The sequence below is a fragment of the Bradyrhizobium sp. LeoA1Lang genome, assembly GCF_055413685.1.
In genome coordinates this window covers 20,132-38,063 of the sequence record NZ_JBVAPG010000081.1, presented here as the reverse complement: position 1 = coordinate 38,063, position 17,932 = coordinate 20,132, and the positions used below count along the sequence as shown (strand labels likewise).

The 17,932-nt window shown below is 59.9% G+C and carries 15 protein-coding genes and 1 pseudogene; 9 read left to right on the top strand and 7 right to left on the bottom strand.

Annotated features, from left to right (window positions below; genetic code table 11):
* Positions 1-122: 122 nt before the first annotated feature.
* Positions 123-437: pseudogene (locus ACZYOF_RS25225) on the top strand (integrase core domain-containing protein); the annotation flags it as partial.
* Positions 438-703: 266 nt separating this feature from the next.
* Here ACZYOF_RS25225 and ACZYOF_RS25220 read toward each other — a convergent pair.
* Entirely contained in the window at positions 704-1,639 is a 936-nt protein-coding gene (locus ACZYOF_RS25220; RefSeq protein ID WP_130579474.1) for a glycosyltransferase family 2 protein, read from the bottom strand.
* 953 nt (positions 1,640-2,592) lie between these two features.
* Between ACZYOF_RS25220 and ACZYOF_RS25215 the strand changes: the two genes are divergently transcribed.
* The 6 genes from ACZYOF_RS25215 to ACZYOF_RS25190 all read left to right on the top strand — a co-directional run bounded on the left by ACZYOF_RS25215 (position 2,593) and on the right by ACZYOF_RS25190 (position 8,734).
* The gene (locus tag ACZYOF_RS25215; RefSeq protein WP_282527667.1) at positions 2,593-3,822 is read left to right on the top strand and encodes a hypothetical protein; all 1,230 of its coding nucleotides are present in this window, start codon (positions 2,593-2,595) and stop codon (positions 3,820-3,822) included.
* A gap of 66 nt (positions 3,823-3,888) precedes the next feature.
* Positions 3,889-5,067 carry a CgeB family protein gene (locus ACZYOF_RS25210; RefSeq protein ID WP_463717472.1) on the top strand — a complete coding sequence of 393 codons (1,179 nt, stop codon included), beginning with the start codon at positions 3,889-3,891 and terminating at the stop codon, positions 5,065-5,067.
* A gap of 118 nt (positions 5,068-5,185) precedes the next feature.
* Positions 5,186-5,632 carry a cupin domain-containing protein gene (locus ACZYOF_RS25205; RefSeq protein WP_130579477.1) on the top strand — a complete coding sequence of 149 codons (447 nt, stop codon included), beginning with the start codon at positions 5,186-5,188 and terminating at the stop codon, positions 5,630-5,632.
* On the top strand, positions 5,629-6,750 hold the full coding sequence (locus ACZYOF_RS25200) for a DegT/DnrJ/EryC1/StrS family aminotransferase (protein ID WP_463717471.1): 1,122 nt from the start codon (positions 5,629-5,631) through the stop codon (positions 6,748-6,750). Before ACZYOF_RS25205 ends, ACZYOF_RS25200 begins: the two co-directional genes overlap by 4 nt.
* On the top strand, positions 6,747-7,520 hold the full coding sequence (locus ACZYOF_RS25195; protein ID WP_282527670.1) for a class I SAM-dependent DNA methyltransferase: 774 nt from the start codon (positions 6,747-6,749) through the stop codon (positions 7,518-7,520). Before ACZYOF_RS25200 ends, ACZYOF_RS25195 begins: the two co-directional genes overlap by 4 nt.
* Positions 7,517-8,734 carry a glycosyltransferase gene (locus tag ACZYOF_RS25190; protein ID WP_463717470.1) on the top strand — a complete coding sequence of 406 codons (1,218 nt, stop codon included), beginning with the start codon at positions 7,517-7,519 and terminating at the stop codon, positions 8,732-8,734. The genes ACZYOF_RS25195 and ACZYOF_RS25190 overlap by 4 nt, the downstream gene beginning before the upstream one ends.
* Positions 8,735-8,749: 15 nt before the next feature.
* On the opposite strand, the gene ACZYOF_RS25185 is transcribed toward ACZYOF_RS25190, so the two are convergent.
* Positions 8,750-10,207 (bottom strand): MATE family efflux transporter, encoded by a 1,458-nt coding sequence (locus tag ACZYOF_RS25185; protein WP_130579481.1) that lies wholly within the window; start codon positions 10,205-10,207, stop codon positions 8,750-8,752.
* Between the two features lie 440 nt (positions 10,208-10,647).
* On the opposite strand from ACZYOF_RS25185, the gene ACZYOF_RS25180 reads away from it, so the two are divergent.
* On the top strand, positions 10,648-11,841 hold the full coding sequence (locus ACZYOF_RS25180; RefSeq protein ID WP_130579482.1) for a CaiB/BaiF CoA transferase family protein: 1,194 nt from the start codon (positions 10,648-10,650) through the stop codon (positions 11,839-11,841).
* Between the two features lie 4 nt (positions 11,842-11,845).
* Here ACZYOF_RS25180 and ACZYOF_RS25175 read toward each other — a convergent pair whose 3' ends face one another.
* The 4 genes from ACZYOF_RS25175 to ACZYOF_RS25160 form a co-directional block, all read right to left on the bottom strand.
* The gene (locus ACZYOF_RS25175; protein ID WP_463717469.1) at positions 11,846-13,357 is read right to left on the bottom strand and encodes a tripartite tricarboxylate transporter permease; all 1,512 of its coding nucleotides are present in this window, start codon (positions 13,355-13,357) and stop codon (positions 11,846-11,848) included.
* A 22-nt stretch (positions 13,358-13,379) separates the two neighbouring features.
* The gene (locus tag ACZYOF_RS25170) at positions 13,380-13,922 is read right to left on the bottom strand and encodes a tripartite tricarboxylate transporter TctB family protein (RefSeq protein WP_463717468.1); all 543 of its coding nucleotides are present in this window, start codon (positions 13,920-13,922) and stop codon (positions 13,380-13,382) included.
* A gap of 68 nt (positions 13,923-13,990) precedes the next feature.
* Positions 13,991-15,091, bottom strand: a complete 1,101-nt coding sequence (gene mtnA, locus ACZYOF_RS25165; protein ID WP_463717467.1) for an S-methyl-5-thioribose-1-phosphate isomerase — start codon at positions 15,089-15,091, stop codon at positions 13,991-13,993.
* Positions 15,088-15,963 carry an S-methyl-5'-thioadenosine phosphorylase gene (locus ACZYOF_RS25160; RefSeq protein ID WP_463717466.1) on the bottom strand — a complete coding sequence of 292 codons (876 nt, stop codon included), beginning with the start codon at positions 15,961-15,963 and terminating at the stop codon, positions 15,088-15,090. Before ACZYOF_RS25160 ends, mtnA begins: the two co-directional genes overlap by 4 nt.
* Positions 15,964-16,062: 99 nt before the next feature.
* On the opposite strand from ACZYOF_RS25160, the gene ACZYOF_RS25155 reads away from it, so the two are divergent.
* The gene (locus ACZYOF_RS25155; protein WP_463717465.1) at positions 16,063-16,704 is read left to right on the top strand and encodes a class II aldolase/adducin family protein; all 642 of its coding nucleotides are present in this window, start codon (positions 16,063-16,065) and stop codon (positions 16,702-16,704) included.
* A 30-nt stretch (positions 16,705-16,734) separates the two neighbouring features.
* Here ACZYOF_RS25155 and ACZYOF_RS25150 read toward each other — a convergent pair whose 3' ends face one another.
* Positions 16,735-17,676, bottom strand: coding sequence for a Bug family tripartite tricarboxylate transporter substrate binding protein (locus ACZYOF_RS25150; protein ID WP_130577105.1), 942 nt, complete (start codon positions 17,674-17,676; stop codon positions 16,735-16,737).
* Positions 17,677-17,932: the final 256 nt, after the last annotated feature.

The following is a 17,932-nucleotide window of genomic DNA, read 5'->3' as shown; positions in this document are numbered from 1 at the left end:
TCAGAGGTCCCTTCAGAGGGGAGCACCCAATCATCGCCCAGCGGCAGCGTCAATCACCCCGATCGGGCAATCCAAAGCATTCCGCGCAAGTCAAGGCCGGGCACGGCGATCCTCTCGTGACGCTCACCGCCGGGCAAAACCTATGCAGTGCCTTCATAGAGAGCTTCAATGGGCGCTTGAGGGACGAACTCCTGAACGAGACGTTGTTCACGTCACCGGCCCAGGTTCGCATTGCCGCCGGATTCTGGCGGGCGCGATTACAACGACACACGACCACACTCGCAACTCGGATATCGAACCCGATCCGAGTTCGCCTTGACCTGCCACTCGCGCCGGATCTGGCGCCGCGCTATGCTAAGGGCGCCACGCCAGCTCCCGTCGCTACCACCGCCCATCCGAGCAAACCCGACGCCCGGGACGAACTCAGGCCTGAATAAACTTGGGGGCAAGGTCAAGTCCATCACCTCGGAGAGGAGCTGGACGTGAATCTGAGGCTGCAATCAACTTCGACTCTGCTCTTCTCTGGATGCAAGAAGGAGCTCAGGTCAGGCTGGCAATAATGGTACTGGCTTCGCACACCGCCGACATTGCCGGCGGTGCTGCACCAAGACCATCTGGATGGACCGAGCGCACGTTACGAAGGCCCGCGAGATCGAAGTCGTTCTGCAAACCTACTCCGCGGCAACGCGGTCGCTTAGATAGACTATATCAACCCGAAGATGGCTCCGAGGAACACTCCAATGGTCTCCCGCGCGTTCTGGCGATAGATTCCGGATCGGTGCAGCAGGTAAATGCGGCGCGGCAGCGCGCTCCGCCGTGCGAGCGCGAAACGGTCCAGGGTGGTCAAAGCGGGCTGAGAAAGCTGGCTCCGCATCCTGTCCAAGGCTTCCAAGTTTACATCATTCCAGCTCTTCATCCGGCGATTTGCAAAAGCCATGGCCCTTACAAGACGCTGCCGTGGCCCCCTGTTTGACCCAATTAGATTGCGTTCATGCTGCCGGTACTTGAGGCTCGGAACGGGGTCATAGAAGGCTTTCCCGCCGGCCCCGGTCACGATCTGGTAGGTCCACCAATCGTGAGCAATCAAGTTCACATCGTGTGGAGTTTGAGCCAGCAGATGCATGGCCGCTCGGTTCATAACCATAGTATTGCCGCCCCCCATGTTCTGCACGAGCGCATTTTGGAAGCTCGGCGGGCGTCGAAATAGAGGCGATAGCCCCACCGGCGTTCCATCCTCTTCGATCAGGGCCGTCCGGCTAAAGTAAAGACGCGGCACTTCCGATGGCCCATTGACCGCCAACCATTTCGCGGCTCTCTCTAATTTTTCGGGCAACCAAATATCGTCCTGATCACTAAAGGCAAAGAGATCGCCGTCCGATTGCTGCGCCCATCTCAGGAGAGACAGGAAGTTTTGCCAGAAACCCCGACGAGGCCCCTCGATAAGACTAACCTTCTGAGGTACGGCACATCCGAACCGCCGAACTACATCGATCGTCTCGTCGGTCGAACCATCATCCGAAACCACGAGCTCCCAGTTTCGGTGTGATTGCGCAACGAAGGATTCTAGCTGCTCAGTGATGTGCTCTGCTCCGTTGAATGCTGCGAGCAGGATGACAATTTTCTGGTCCCTAGCGAGCATGTTGCGTCCAACGCTTCCCATGGCCAACCGCACAACCCGACATGTGCTCGTCTCCAAGGTTCTTGAGGCAGGTTATTGCTGTTCTCGGCACACTCCCCATGCTCCTACAAGCAACTTCCGGGCTTGACGAGGAGAGTTTGAGGATCATTTTCGAATCGGCGACGTCGCTCGCGGTTTATTGCTTTTCATCCACATTGTTGGCCTGCTGCATATCGCTGGTCTTGCCCGCCTCGGCCACTAGCTTGAACACCGCCCCTCCAACCTTTCCCATTTTTTCAGGTCAAGCGACTTCCCATTTGCGATCGCTATCATTCCGGCTTACGCGCTTGTCGGAATCAGCTTCACTTTCGCACACCTACGATCGGATATTTTGTAGGCTTCCACCTGAAGACAGCGGTATCGAGTATCTCTGGCTCAATTGCTTCACAGACCTGAACTACGACCCCTTCTGTCGGGAGAGTCGGCCTTCACATCTCACAGTTTGCCCCGTTGAGATTGCTCCTTTCCCTACTCAGATCACATGGCACAGACAATTTTGAAAGTTACCCCCTACAGGCGGGCGAGTTCGGAGACGATTGTATGCCTACTCACATGGTTTCTCCATCTGGAACGACGGCGATCGAGGTGGCCGTGCGCGTATACTCTAGAACCAAAGCTCCGCCTGATTGCACTGGTATTTGCTCCGACCTACCGGTACAGTTCTTCAGTATCTATCGGCTCACATCAGAATACTTGAGCACACCTAGAAGCTTACTCCGTCTTCTGCCGTGTTAGCGAAGCTGATAGGATGCAAGAACGACACTAGTTCGACTGCTAGCCACTCGCAACCGATTGCTTTCAAGCTCATGCTCCATGGTCAGACCAGAATCAGCAAAGTTCATTTGGTGCTCACTCATAAGTGCGCTTTCTATGGTTTGTTTGTCCTATTGTGCGCTCAAATCGCAATTCAATGCTTGAATCTCGTTGCTATCGCAAAGGTCAAGTCGATTGTCCCGTTACTTGATCCGGCCAAGTTAGATCCCGCCGCCTTTCATATACGGTATGATGCGAACAACTTGCTGACCGCAATTCTTTGCGTAGGGATTCTGGCACCCTTCGCGATTCTTTTTTGCCTGGCGCGTATCAGCTTTGGCTACGTCATCGCATTCTACCTTTACATGATGGCGCTCGGGTACATGTGGCTGAATTCTTTTTCAGACCTAAACTATGACCACATACTGTACGGGGCCTCTGTTGCGGCCTCCACATTTGCGTTTGTTCTTCCTGCCTTATTCATTTCATCGCCCATCAAACAGACGTTTGTGCTCTCAAAGCGGGGTAGCGACACGGCATTAACTTTCATACTCCTGGTCGCCGCAGTCACAGTGGCGGCTGGCGCCTACTACAACTTCAGGCTAGTGAGCGTTTTATCAATTTATGACTTCCGAAACGATCTCAATTTTCCCAGCCCACTAAGGTATCTACTTTCGATCAACTCGACCGTCCTTCTACCATTCGCGTTCGCGGCTTTTCTCGAGCGCAGGAACCGTTGGGGCGCGACAGCTGCTCTATTGCTCTTGCTTCTTCTTTATCCTATCACTCTGGCAAAGGTGGCCTTGTTCGCGCCATTTTGGCTTATCTTCATGGCGCTGTTGGCCTCGCTCCTCGAAGCCAGAACATCTATAGTCCTTTCGTTGCTTCTGCCGACGCTCTCCGGAATCCTCCTTGTGATGTTCGGAGCCACGTCCTACTTTCTGCTCGTGAACTTTCGAATGATTGCGATACCGTCCACGGCCTTGGACTTCTACAGCCACTATTTTTCAACCCACGGCTTTACCCACTTCTGCCAGATTTGGATCATCAAACCTTTTGTGTCATGCGCGTATCAAGAGCCGCTGTCCGTGCTGATGCAGCAAACCTACCACCTTGGTTTCTTCAATGCCTCGTTGTTTGCTACTGAAGGCATTGCGTCGGCGGGCCCCTATCTTGCTCCAGTTGCCATTTTCCTGTGCGGATTGATCATTGCTCTGGGGAGCCGGCTGTCTGCGGGATTCCCGCCGCGCTTTATTCTCACATCAAGCGCGATCGTGGCTCAGGTCCTGCTCAACGTCCCGCTGTCGACTGTCTTGCTAACGCACGGTCTGGCGATCCTGTATCTGCTTTGGTACATTACGCCGCACAACCTTCATTCCGTCAGCGAATAGTGCTGAGGAGAAACTCGATTCCGCGCGACCGGCTCGACGCGTCGTGTCCCGCGCATCCAGCAAATCATGCGTATCCTGATACTCAATGCGGACTACCCGAGCTTCCTGGCCTGGCTCTATCGCCGCGAGGCTGGCCTTGCGAATGCGTCCTACGCCGGCCAAATGAGCGCGCGCAACCGGAGCCTGTTCGGTGTCGCCGACTTCTACTCGAGGAATTTCGCCGCGCTGAGCCACTCCGCAGCGGAGATCCACGTCAACAATTCCTGGCTGCAGGCTGCCTGGGCGCGGGAGCATGGCATGGTCGTGGCCGTCACCGAGCCAGCCATGGGTGCCAGCAACACGCTTCCTGCTTGGCTGCTGCAGGCGGTCGCGCCGTTCAAGCCGATGTTGAGGCCGTTCGCTCGCAAGATTGGACTCAGCCCAAAGCTCGATGCGCAGGCGGAAAAAATCCTGTTTGCTCAAATCGAGGATTTCGGGCCGGATCTGGTGCTGAACCAGGACACGTTTCACATCGATACCGCGCTGATGCGCCGCATCAAGGGAATCGGCAAGCCCATACTGGTTGGCCAGATCGGGATTTCGCCGACCCGTGGCGAGGACTGGCGGGTTTATGACCTGTTGATCTCCCAACTGGTCGCCACGGTCGAGTTTTTCCGAGGCCAGGGCGTCCGCGCCGAGGTCAGCCATCTCGCCTTCGAGCCCGCCATCCTCGATGCGTTACCTCCAGCGCCGGCGCAGGATGTCGACATCTCCTTCGTCGGCACCGTCTCAGCCGATCATCGCCAACGGATCGCACTATTGGAGGCGGTTGCCGCGCGCTACGACCTCAAACTGTTCGGCAATATCGCGCCAGGCCTCCCCGCCTCCTCTCCCCTGCATCGCTGTTTTCAAGGCGAAGCCTGGGGCACTGAGATGTATCAGGCGCTACGGCGCTCGCGCATCACGCTGAACTCCCACATCGACATGGCCGGCCAGGAGGCCGGAAATGTGCGGCTGTTCGAAGCGACCGGCGTCGGCACGTTTCTGCTCACCGACCTCAAGGAGAATCTGCACACGCTGTTCGACCCGGGCCGCGAAGTCGTGGCGTGGCGCTCGATCGACGACTGCATTGAAAAGATCGAGCGATATCTCGCCGACGATGCGGCACGAAAGGAGATCGCTGCTGCCGGTCAGCGCCGCACGCTGACGGCGCACAATTACCGCGAACGAACCCGCGGAATCCTGGCAGCCGTCGAAAATTCGTGACCCCTCCGCCGCGACAGGATGGACGGAATATTTCCTTGACGCCGGGGGGCAAAGCAGCCACATTGCCCTCAAAATAGCCGCTTTGCGGTTGATTTTACTCACCTTTTTCGGCCGGCCGATGGATAGCGTCGAACACTGTCGCTTTAACGATCAGCTTTACGCGATCATTGTTCGCGCCTCCTTTCGGGAACCGGGGATCACATTTTTCTCCACGCCTGAATTGTCGCAGCAGCTTGCCTATATGAGCCACCCCAAGGGCAAGAGCATTGCTCCGCATCGGCACAACAAGGTGACGCGCGAGGTTCACTACACCCAGGAAGTGCTGGTGATCCAGAAAGGCAAGCTGCAGGTCGACTTCTACACCGAGAGCGAAGAATATCTGGAGAGCCGCGTGCTCTCGGCCGGAGACATCATTCTTCTTTGCAGCGGCGCCCATGGATTCGAGGTGCTGGAACCGCTTGAGATGATTGAAATCAAGCAGGGTCCCTACGCGGGCGAAGGCGACAAGACGCGCTTCCCCGAGGCGCCGGCTGTGGTGAAGCGGATCAAGGGTCCGATTGCGTGACGCAGGATTTCGTTCCAGTCAACACGCCGCTCCTGAACGGAAACGAAGCTGAATATCTGGCCGAGTGCGTTCGCACCGGATGGATATCTTCGGAAGGTCCATTCATTCCGCGGTTTGAGGCGGCGATGGCGCAGATCGCGGGACGCCGTCACGGCGTCGCCGTCACCAACGGATCCGTTGCGCTCGATATTGCCGTCCACTCACTCTCGCTCGAGCCGGGCAGCGAAGTCATCATCCCGACGTTTACGATCATCAGTTGCGCATCCGCGGTGATCCGCGCCGGACTTGTTCCCGTCGTGGTCGACTGTGATCCGAACACCTGGAATATGACTTCGGACGCAGTGGAAGCGGCGATCACGCCAAGAACCCGCGCGATCATGGTGGTGCATATCTATGGCCTGCCGGTCGATCTCGACCCGATCCTTGAGCTTGCGCGCAAGCATGACCTTCGCGTGATCGAGGACGCCGCCGAGATGCACGGCCAGACTTATCGCGGCCAGCCCTGCGGCAGTTTTGGAGACGTGAGCACGTTCAGCTTCTATCCGAATAAGCACGTCACGACAGGCGAAGGGGGGATGATCCTGACCGATGACGCGCAACTCGCCGACCGGCTGCGCAGTCTCCGCAATCTCTGCTTCAAGCCCGAGCAGCGCTTTGTCCATGACGAGCTTGGATGGAACGCGCGCATGACCAACCTGCAGGCCGCTCTCGGCGTCGCCCAGACCGAGCGGCTAGGCGAGATGATCGACATCAAGCGCCGGACCGGCCGACGCTATGACGAACTTCTGGAAGGGGTCGATCTGATCCAGCGCCCTATCCCCCGTACCAACTACGCTGACAACATCTATTGGGTGTATGGCGTCGTCCTGAAAGACGCGGTCGAGTTCGACGCCAAGGAAGCGATGCGCCGGCTTGCCGGCAAGGGCATCGGCACCCGTCCCTTCTTTTGGTGCATGCATGAACAGCCCGTCCTGCGCAGAGCCGGCCTGTTCGCGAGCGACTCGCATCCTCACGCGGAACGGATCGCGCGCCGCGGCTTCTATCTTCCGAGCGGCCTTGGATTGACGGACGACCAGATGGTGCGATCCGCACAGGCGCTGAAGGAGATCCTTGCTTGAGCGCCTTCGAACGCTACGCGCCGTGGTATGACCTGCTCTATCAGGACAAGGATTATGCCGCGGAAGCATCCTTTGTGGACGTGCAACTCCGTCGTCATGGCGCTACGCCCGGTACGTTGCTCGATCTCGGTTGCGGCACCGGCGTGCACGCCCATGAGTTCGCGCGCATGGGATGGACAGTCACCGGTGTCGACATCAGCGCAGACATGATCCGCCGGGCCGAGGCGCGTACGGGAGGCGGTTCGGAACACGTTCGATTCCGGCAGGGGGACGTCTGCGAATCCGGCCCGGAGCGGGATTTCGACGCCGCGGTCGCCCTGTTCCATGTGGCGAGCTACCAGACCAGCCGGGGAAGACTTCAGAACATGCTGGCGAGTGCAGCCATCGCACTCAAGCCGGGCGGTATTCTCCTGTTCGACTATTGGTATGGCGGCGCCGTACTCGCGCAAAGCGTTGAAACCCGCGTCAAGGTCGTTGAACGCGCGCCGCTGCGCATCACCCGGATCGCCCAGTCCAACCATAATGAGGCCAGCGCGACCGTTCAGGTCAACTACACGCTGTTCTGCGAGGACATTGCGCAATCGACGATCCATCGGATCGACGAAGCACACTACCTCCGCTACTGGTTTCCGTTCGAGGTCGAGGCGCTTCTCGGCGCGACCGGTTTCGAGCCAATCGGTCACTATGCGTGGCTGTCGACGACCAGCCCGCCGAACTCGCGAGACTGGGCGGCTTATTCCATCGCCAGGAAAAAGACGGTTCAACCGTGAAGCAGTTTCACGTTGGCGTCGTGCTGGAGTTGCCACTCGAGGTCGGCGGCGGCTTCCAGCAAGGGCTTAGCGATATCGCATGGCTCCGCGGCTGGGCGAAGACAGTCGATATTGACGTGACCGTCTTCACCACCCAGCCCAACAACATCGCCATCCTGTCCGACCTCGGCATCGAGGCCACGCTGTTGCGGATTGGTTGGTTCGACCGGCTGTTCCTGTTCCTGAAATATTGCGGGTGGTTCGACCTCCTGCAGTACGCGTTGCACTTATGCCCGCCCTTTGAGAAGCGGCTGATCCGGGAGCATGTCGATATCGTCTATTTCCTGACGACATCGAACTGGCAACTCGTCCTCTACAAGCTGCCTTTCATCATCACGATATTCGACGGTTGCCATCGCGATTCGCCGGAATTCGACGAGGCGCGTGAATTCGCCGAGTTCGAACGTCGCGAAATCGTCTTTCGCAGCGCCAGCACCAAGGCGGCTTTGGTCGTCGCCAACGCCAAAGAGGTGATTGATGCGCTGTGCCGTCGCTATGCGATGGAACAGGATCGCGCGGTTTGTATCCCGTTTTCGCCATCGCCCTATGTGGCACGCTCGATTTCGGCTGGCGGGCAAACGGACGCGGACGCCGCGATCCTGCGAAAGTACGGCCTAGAGCCCGGTTATCTCTTCTACCCCGCCCAGTTCTGGTCTCATAAGAATCACGCAACCATCCTGCTGGCGATGAGTTTGCTGCAGAAGCACGGGATACAGACAACGCTAGCGCTGTGTGGATCGGATCGCGGTTCGCGTAACGCAATCGAAGCCTTAGCCGCGCAACTCGGCCTTGGCGACCGCGTGCGTATCCTCGGCTTTGTTCCCTCTATCGAACTCGCCCCGCTCTATCGCAACGCAGCAGCACTGGTGATGGCAAGCTACTTCGGTCCTACCAATCTGCCGCCGCTCGAAGCCTGGTCGGTTGGCACGCCCGTGATCTATCCCGAAGACTTCGAGGCGCAAGCCGGCGATGCCGCCATTCTGTTCGATTACGACAATCCCGCTTCGCTGGCAGAAGCCATCGTCAAGGCCAGCCTACCCGAGGAACGTGCCCGGCTCGCCACCGCGGGCAAAGAGAGGCTCGAATATTTTGCGCGCCAGATCGACGACGGACATCGCGAGTTCGCGCAACACCTTCTGAGACTTCGATACCGCCGCTACCCTCGGATCTATTGAGGACCGCACGCGTTCCTATCGGGGAATAATCGCGATTGTCTTTGCGCGGATATTTCCAATCAGCAGGGGGATCGCCGCCACTCCTGCAACCGCCAGCCAGATCGCACATTCCGCGACAAAGCGCTGCATGCCAGTCCAGGGTATCGTGGAACGGATCATAATTCCCAACCCCCATCCAGCCACTATCGTCGCACCCATGACCCCCGCCAGAAACATCAGGTGACGGAACGGGTGCTTGAGCGTTTGACGCATGATGACAAGCGTCAACAGGCCGAACTGAACCAGGAGATCGCTCGCTACGATCGCGGCCGCCGCGCCCAGCGGGCCCAGTTGCGGGATCAGCAGCAGCGATAAGACGAGAAAGACAATGAGCTGCAGCCCCTTGCTGCGTACAAGAAGATCGGCCCGGTTGCTGTAATTGGCATAGCTTAGCGCCAGGATCGCGGGCGCGGCCACGCTGGTGCCGATCAGCATCGTCTTTGCCAGCAACGGATCGTAGGGAATGGCGCCGCGGGTCCAGAGCACGAAGAAATCAGGCCAAAACGGCAACAGTCCCGACACGACCGCACTAGCGAGCACCGCCACAAATACCGAACCGCGGGCATAGAGCACGCGCAACCGTTCGGTCGCACCAACAGCATAGTCGTGGCCGAGTTCAGCAGCCAGCGGAAGAGTCACCTGCAGGCAGAGCGCCCGCAATAGCCCAGCCGCAACGCGGATCAACCCCCATTGTGCGACAGCGACGCGATCGGCCACCAGCGCGCTGACCAGGAGCACCGGGAGGTTCATCAGCGCCAGCTCGGTCGCGCCAGCGATTCCGAACGGCGCCGCCTTGCGTAGCTGACCGACCATCCAGCGTATCGGACGTCTGCCCCGCGCCTTGCGCAGGAATGGATGCAAGCGCGGCGCATCGATGGTGATCAGATAGACCGCAATCAATATCTGCATCGCGACATAGGCGAACGTGACGGCAAACAAGCTTGCTGTCGCAGCGATCGCAACCAACTGCGCGACCTGTCCGATCAGCGTTCCGAAGCTCTGCAACCAGACAGCGCGGCCGTACAGGCCCCGCGCCCGATAGAGTGCCGACACCAGACCCGCCGGAAGCGTGAGCAGCATACCCGCCGTCATCGCCACAAAGGCAGCATCGAAATTCTCGATCGCCTCGAACCGGAACACCGTGGACGGCGAAACAGCCAGCACCGCTGCCAGCACCAGACCGACGAGCACGACGCTAAGCCAAAGGTAGAGTCGCATTATCGCAGCATAGAATGTCGCGGTGCGGCCGTCGCAATCAACGCTGGACTTGAATGAGAAGAAGCGGTTGATGGCACGAAGCTGCAGGCCGCCATCTGCGACCAGCACAAGGTTGCCGATCGCATAGATGACGAACCAGGCGGCCAGCTCCTCGCCGCTCCAGAAATGCAGAAAGACAGGAACCAGCGCGACCTGCTGGATGATCCCGAGCACCATCTGGAAAATGCTGGCGGACCAACCCGCAAGCAGTCTTCGTGCCCGGGTCGGGGGCGAAATGCCCGCGGGGACATTCTCTCTGCCGCGCGCGTTTGGCTCTTCGATCAAGTCCGGGGACCTCTTTGGCGTACAGAGGGGGCTAGCAGCAACCCGATGGGATGTCGATACTTGGCCCTCGTGCCGAAACATGCGGCAAGCTGGCTCTCACAGCCCACAACGGGCCACAGAGGCCAACTGGCGCGGAGTGGCCACCCGGATATGGAAAGTGCACCCAGCCTTGCGGGTGTCCCTAAAACGGATCCCGGCCGCTTTCCTGCACGATCCCCGCCAACCCACTCAAAACATCAAGTCCGCCATGCCGTTGCCGGCGGGAGGCGGACCTTGCCGGGAGGTTGTCCGGCGCTATTGTAGCGCCGCCGTTCGATCCGGAGCCCCCCGTAATGCCCGTCCCGCATGCATCGCAAGCCCTGTCCCGATTCACCGTTCTCGACCTCACCCGCGTCCGCTCCGGCCCCACCTGTGTGCGGCAGCTCGCGGACTGGGGCGCCAATGTCATCAAGATCGATGCCTTGACGGAGGACGCTGGCGGCGAGCAACCGGGCGGCCCACGGCATGGCTCGGACTTCCAGAACTTGCACCGCAACAAGCGCGCGATGACGCTCAATCTCAAGGATCCGAAAGGTCTCGAAGTATTCAAGCGGCTGGCCGAACAGGCTGACGTTGTGGTTGAGAATTTCCGGCCTGATGTCAAAGCCAAGCTCGGCATCGACTACGAGAGTCTCCGCCAAATCAATCCGCGCATTGTCTATGGCAGCATCTCCGGCTTCGGCCAGGACGGGCCCTACCACAAACGCCCGGGGTTCGATCAGATTGCGCAGGGCATGGGCGGACTGATGTCAGTGACCGGCGCGCCCGGCGGCGGCCCAATGCGGGTCGGTATTCCCGTTGCCGACCTTGCAGCCGGCCTGTTCTGCGCGATCGGCATCCTCACGGCGCTCCTGGAACGCGACGTATCGGGTGAGGGTCAATGGGTACAGACCTCGCTGTTGCAGGCGCAGATCTTCATGCTGGATTTCCAGGCCGCGCGCTGGCTGATGGAAAAGGAAGTGGCGCAACAGGCAGGGAACAACCACCCGACGTCGATTCCCACGGGCGTGTTCAAGACGTCAGATGGTTACATCAACATCGCCACGACAGGCGGACGCATCTGGGAACGCTGCGCACAGGCGATCGGGGCTCCCGAACTCATCAGCGATCCCGACTATGCCACGGCGCCGGCGCGTTCCAAGAACCGCGACGCGCTCAATGCGAAGATCAACGAGCTGACACAGAAGAAATCCACCGAGACCTGGGTGAGCGAGCTGAACGCAGCCGGCGTGCCCTGTGGCCCGATCTATTCCATCGACCAGATGTTCGAGGATGCGCAAGTGAAACATCTCGGCATCGCCCGGGACGTGCCGAACACAGAGAACCGCCACATCCGACTGGTGAGCCAGCCGGTGACGCTGTCGCGGACGCCAAGCACCATGGCGGCGCGCCCGCCGGAATTTGGCGAGCAGACCGACGAAGTGCTGGCGGAGTTCGGCTTCAGCAAAGATGAGATCGCCGAGCTCAGGCAGCGCAAGGTCGTATAAGGCTTTACGCCTTCGCCGGCCGCAGCCGTCGGCTGGCGCCGCTAAGCGCCTTGTCGATCAAGGGCCAGAACAACAGGACGATTGCGAGCGTCGTGATCGAACCGACGAGTCCGTTCGACCAGAACACCTTCATATCGCCGCCGGAACCGATCATCGATAGCCGGAACGCATCCTCGGCACGGTTGCCGAGCACTAACGCGAGCGTGAACGGCGCCAGAGGAATGCCAATCTTCTTGAAGACGTAACCCACCACGCCAAAGCCCAGCATCAGCCAGATGTCGAACATCGCGTTCTGGATCGCGTAGGCGCCGATCGCGCAGGACACCACGATCATCGGCGCAACCGCCGCAAACGGCACGCGCAGGATCGAGGCGAAGATCGGCACCGTCGTCAGCACCAGGACTAGGCCAACGACGTTGCCGAGATACATCGAGGCGATCAGGCCCCAGACGAAATCCTTGTGTTCGACGAACAAGAGCGGACCCGGATTGAGACCCCACACCATCAAGCCACCGAGCAGGATGGCGGCGGTTCCCGATCCGGGAATTCCAAGCGCAAGCATCGGAAGCAGCGCCGAGGTGCCGGACGCATGCGCCGCCGTCTCCGGCGCGAATACGCCCTCGATACGGCCCTTGCCAAAACTGTCCTGGTCCTTGGCAAAGCGTTTGGCGAGGTTGTAACCCATGAACGAGGCGGCGATCGCGCCACCCGGCGTGATTCCAAGCCAGCAACCGATGAAGGACGAACGCACCAGCGTCACCCAGTATTTCGGCAGGTCTCTCCAGACCGACAGCACCACGCGCAGGCTGATGCCGGCGGCGTGGCCGCGCAGCGCCAGACGCTCTTCCATTGTCAGCAGGATTTCGCTGATGCCGAACAGGCCGATGACCGCGACCAGGAAGTTGATGCCGCGGAGCAGCTCGGTAGAGCCAAAGGTCATGCGGAGCTGGCCGGATACGGTGTCCATACCGACGCCGGCCAGCAGGAGGCCAAGCGACATCGAGATGACGGTCTTGTGCTTGGCCTCGCGGCCAAGGCCGACGAACGAGCAAAACGTGAGGAGATAGACTGCAAAGAATTCCGGCGGCCCGAACTTCAGCGCGAATGACGAGATCATCGGCGCCAGGAATGTGATCAGGAGTACCGCGACCAGCGAGCCTATGAAGGACGAGGTAAAGGCCGCTGTCAGTGCTTCCGCCGCCCTGCCCTGCTGCGCCATCGGATAGCCGTCAAACGTGGTCGCCACAGACCAGGCTTCGCCGGGAATGTTGAAGAGGATCGAGGTAATGGCGCCGCCGAACAGTGCGCCCCAGTAGATGCACGATAGCATCACGATGGCCGAGGTCGGGTCCATCGTGAACGTCAGCGGCAGCAGGATCGCGACGCCATTCGGCCCACCAAGCCCAGGCAGTACGCCGACGAAAATTCCGAGCACAAGCCCGACCATCATCAGTAACAGCGTTTTCCAGGTGAGGAGAACGGCGAAGCCGTGAAGGAGCAGGCCAAAAGCTTCCATGACCGAAAGTCCCGCCGATCGATTAGTAGCCGAGAGCCGCCTCGAGCGGCCCCTTCGGCATGATGACGTCGAAGGCGATGTCAAACGTCACGAACATCGCGGCGGTGAAGATGAAAGCGGTGAGCAGAGACTTCCACGCCGCAATCTTGCCGACAAAGCGCATGAAGCCGGAGATCAAAAGGAAGCTCGCAACATAGAGCCCAAGGAATTGCGTGGCGAGGCAGAACAAGACCGTCGGCACGAACACCGCCATGACCCGGCGAAGCTGTGCTTGCGTCACGAAGGTCTCGGAAGCTTCCCTGCGCGAGAAGATCGCCGCAAACAGACCGTAGAGGCTGGCGCCGCCAAGAATGATCGAGAGGTAGAACGGGAAGTAGCCCGGCTCAGGGCCCGTCGCATCCCAAGCCGCGCCGGTGCGCAAATTATCCCATCCGAGCGTGACGGCAAGCGCGAGCAACACGAGCGACACGACAGCGTCCACGGCGCGATTGCTGGTCACCGCAGGCGAATTAGCGTCGGGCGCAGTCGGATCGTCGACGACGATTTCAATATCGGTATTAGACATGAGGCGGACGGCTCAGGCAGGCGCTGCAGCGTGGATACGTGCTGACGCAACCGGCGTCAATGCAGCGCTCAGCGCGTACCAGTCCGCTCCGGGAACGCGCTCGCAAGTGCAGCATGATCGGGCCGGAGCACGCCGCGTTCGGTAATCAAGCCAGTGACGAGGCGCGCCGGCGTGACGTCAAAGCCGTAATTGGCGATCGGCGAGCCCTCTGGGACCACACGCACGATCTCAATTCGCCCGTCCGCCGTGCGCCCGCTCATATGCGTCACTTCGCTTGCTGCACGCTGTTCGATCGGAATCTCTCGGCCATCCTTGATACTAAAGTCGATGGTCGGTGACGGCAGTGCAACATAGAATGGCACGCCGTTATCGCGCGCGGCGAGCGCCTTCAGGTAGGTACCGATCTTGTTGCAGACATCGCCATTGGCTGCGACCCGGTCGGTTCCAACAATCGCCAGATCGACCATGCCGTGCTGCATCAGATGGCCCCCGGTGTTATCGGGAATTACGGTATGCGGGACGCCATGGTGACCCAGTTCCCAGGCCGTGAGCGAGGCCCCCTGATTGCGCGGACGCGTTTCGTCGACCCACACATGGACATTGAGCCCCATGTCATGGGCACGGTAGATCGGCGCCGTCGCCGTCCCCCAGTCGACGGTAGCCAGCCAGCCCGCGTTGCAGTGCGTCAAAATGTTGACGGTGTCGCCGGCTTTCTTGGTGGCAGCAATCGCCTCGATCACTTCGAGGCCGTGGCTACCGATCGCCTGGTTGATCCCGACGTCCTCATTGGCGATCTCGCCGGCACGCTTGTAAGCCGCCTCGCCGCGGACGGAAGGCGCAAGCGGACGAAGCGCAGCCGCCATCTGGTCGAGCGCCCATTTCAGATTGATCGCGGTTGGCCGCGTCGCGATCAGCAGCTTGTACGCGCGATCCAGCGCCGCGTCAGACGGATCAGCGTGCATGGCCAGCGCCATGCCGTAAGCGGCGGTGGCACCGATAAGGGGCGCACCACGGACCAGCATGGTTCGGATCGCGTCCGCAGCCTCCTCGGCGCTAACTAAACGCGCGATGATAAATTCATGTGGCAGCCGTCGCTGATCGATGGCGCCGACGGACCAGCGGCCAGGCTCAAGCCAGATGGTGCGAAAATGTCGGCCGTCGACCTTCATGAGCGCAGTACCCGTGCCGCCACCGCATCAAGCTTCTTGAGCAGTTCCGGATCGCGCGCCTCGGGGGCCGTGATCAGCGCGGTCTCAAGCGCGCGATCTGAGCCGATTGGACACGGCTCATGCTCGCGCGGAAAATCCTTTGCCAGCCGCGCCACTAGCGCCTTGGCCTTCTCGGCATTCGAACTAAGCACGCGAATGATGTCCTGCACGGTCACCGCATCGTGATCCGGATGCCAGCAATCGAAGTCGGTCACCATCGCGATGCTCGCGTAGCAAATCTCCGCTTCGCGAGCGAGCTTCGCCTCAGGCATGTTGGTCATGCCGATCACCGAGTAGCCGAGTTCCTTGTACGTCAGACTTTCGGCAAGGCTCGAGAACTGCGGACCTTCCATGCACAGATAAGTGCCGCCGCGCGCGAAGGGAATGCCTTCGGCCTCTGCGGCGGCTGCCAAATGAATGCGCAGGCGCGGCGACACCGGATGCGCCATCGAGACATGGGCGACGCAGCCTTTGCCGAAGAACGAGCTTTCGCGCTTATAGGTGCGGTCCACGAATTGATCGATGATCACGAAAGTGCCAGGTGGCAGTTCCTCCTTGAACGAGCCGCAAGCCGACAGCGATACGAGGTCGGTGACCCCTGCCCGCTTCAGGACATCGATATTGGCTCGGTAGTTGATGTCGGAGGGAGACAGGCGGTGCCCCTTGTCGTGCCGCGGCAGGAACACGATCGGCAGGCCGGCAATGGTGCCAAAGCGAAGTGGCGCGGAGGGCTCGCCCCAGGGGCTCCTGATCGCCTCCTCGCGGACGTTTTCAAGACCCGGCAAGTCGTAGATGCCGGATCCGCCGATAATGCCTAGCACAGCGCTGGTCATGGCCTCTCCCGATCAGACTTTCGAGGCAATGTTCGACTATACTGCGACGCAATAATCAAGCATTCTCCGAGGCCATAAACGGCGTTTGATAGGTTAACCATGAACGACAAGGAAAAACGCCAATCCATCATAGATGCCTGCCTGCGCATGAATGCGCTCGGCATCAACCAGGGCACCTCGGGCAACATCAGCCTGCGGCACGAGGGTGGCCTGCTGATCACCCCGACCAGCGTACCCTATGAGACGATGCGGCCCGAGCAGATCGTCTATATGGGCCTCGACGGTTCATTTGATCCAGAGCAGCGGCCATCGAGCGAATGGCGCTTCCACTTGGATATCCTGCGCGCTCGCCCGGACGTGAACGCCGTGGTTCATACCCATCCCATCTATTGCACGGTCCTCGCCATCATGGGCCTGGAGATCCCGCCGATCCACTACATGGTCGCTTGCGCCGGCGGCGACACGATCCGCTGCGCGCCATACGCGACATTCGGCACGCAGGAACTTTCGGCGCATGCCGTCAAGGCGCTTGATGGAAGGCTGGCCTGCCTGCTCGAACATCACGGCATGATCGCCGTCGGGCCATCGCTTGCGAGAGCCATGTGGCTTGCGGTCGAGGTCGAAACGCTGGCGCGGCAGTATCACGGCTGCCTGCAGATCGGGAAACCGCGCCTGCTGCCTACCGAAGAGATCGAAAATGTCCGTATCCGCATGGCCGGCTACGGCCATGCGGATAAATGAGACCGGAAATCCGACTGCTGCCGAGACGCGCTACTTCGCGACGAAGCCCGCTTCGTTCATCAGCGAGGCATTGAGCTTGTCGTCTTCCTCAAGGAACTGCACCATGTCCTTGCCGGTGAGGAAGATCGGCTTCAGCGCCTGCTTTTCCATATAGTCCTTATATTCTGGCGTTTGCGTCACTTTCTGGAACAGGTCGACATAGAATGCCTGCTGCTCGGCCGTGACCTTGCCGGGCAGGAACATCGCCCGCAGCATCAGGTATTGGACGTCGAGCCCTTCTTCCTTGCAGGTCGGGATATCGTTCCAGGATTGCGTTTCGGTGACCTTGGTCTTGTAGGAGATGCGCTCCTTATCGAACACGCAGAGCGCGCGCACCTGGCCGGCACGCCAGACTTCCAGATTCTCAGAGGGATTGTTGACGTTGGATTCGGTGTGATTCCCGACCAATTGCGTCGCCGCCTCTCCGCCGGACTTGTACGGCAGATAAGAGAACTTGGCGCCGGTCTTCTGCTCCATGAAGACGGTGAGTACATGATCCTCACGCTTGGAGCCGGTGCCGCCCATCTTGAACGGTGAAGACGCAGCCTTCGCCGCCGCGATGAACTCCTTCACAGTCTTTGGACCCGATGCGTTGTCCCACAAGACGAACTGATCCATTGCAACCACCGATACCGGAGTGAGGTCACGCCAGTTGAACGGAATTTTCGCCGACAGCGGCAGCATGTAGATCAGGGAATAGGCGATCAGCACCTTGTTTGGATCACCCTCGCTCGATTTCATGTACATCAGCGCTTCGGCACCCGATGCGCCGCCCTTGAGCGAGACCACTATCGGCTGCTTCATCAGATTGTTCTTCTGGATCGCTGCCTGCATCATGCGCGCCATCTGGTCGGAGGCGCCGCCGGCTCCGGCAGCGACGACGATCTCGACCGGTTTGGTCGGCTCCCAGGTAGCAAGTGCCGGCGCGGTCATAAGAACGGCCGCCAAAGCGGTCGCGGCTCCTGCAAAATGTCTCACGTCTCTTCCCTATGTCTTTATTTGGATTTGGCACATCAGGGGCATGCCTGCGGACGCCATTGTGCGGACTGGGAACGCGAAGTTCAAGCCGCGAACCGCCACATTGCTACTGACTTTGGGATGAGATTGTAAGAGCCATCGCGAGGAATCGGTCCTCTCCGCGAGCCCGCCCAGCGCACACCGCGCTCGTGGCAGCGTCCGCCCAGCGTCG